This window comes from Rhizobium phaseoli (assembly GCF_010668805.1).
Classification (GTDB): domain Bacteria; phylum Pseudomonadota; class Alphaproteobacteria; order Rhizobiales; family Rhizobiaceae; genus Rhizobium; species Rhizobium phaseoli_A.
Map to the genome: position 1 here is coordinate 1 of NZ_WUFT01000098.1, position 418 is coordinate 418.

Here is a 418-nt window from a genome sequence, read left to right on the forward strand (position 1 = left end):
GGTCTATCGTTTCTTGACGGAACGCGCGCAGACGGAAGCCGCCGCAGCCACGCCGCGCAGAAAGCGCGGGCGGCCCGCGCGCACTCCAACCACTATCGGGAGCTGAAGCACCGATGAATCAGCGAATCGAATCAGCCAGGCTCGAGCTGGCACAGTCAACGGGAGCGCAGCCGGGCTCGAATGCCGTGCGTTCCTGGACCACCAAACGCGACGAGAAGCGACGCAGGCTCGCCGCGATCGCGCCCTGGCTCGAAGACGGCATCCTGCCCGCGCACCGGATCATCGATGCGCTCGAAACGCTGATTCGTCCCGGCGATCGGGTCGCGCTCGAAGGCGACAACCAGAAACAGGCCGACTTTCTGTCGCGCTCGTTCGCGAAGGTCGATCCGCAGAAAGTGCACGACGTGCATCTGCTGAT

At 64.8% G+C, this 418-nt stretch carries 1 protein-coding gene; it reads left to right on the plus strand.

The features are described from left to right. Nucleotides 1–113 precede the first annotated feature (113 nt). Nucleotides 114–418: malonate decarboxylase subunit alpha (locus tag GR197_RS31555; protein WP_204330523.1), on the plus strand; the 305-nt coding region annotated here is incomplete at its 3' end.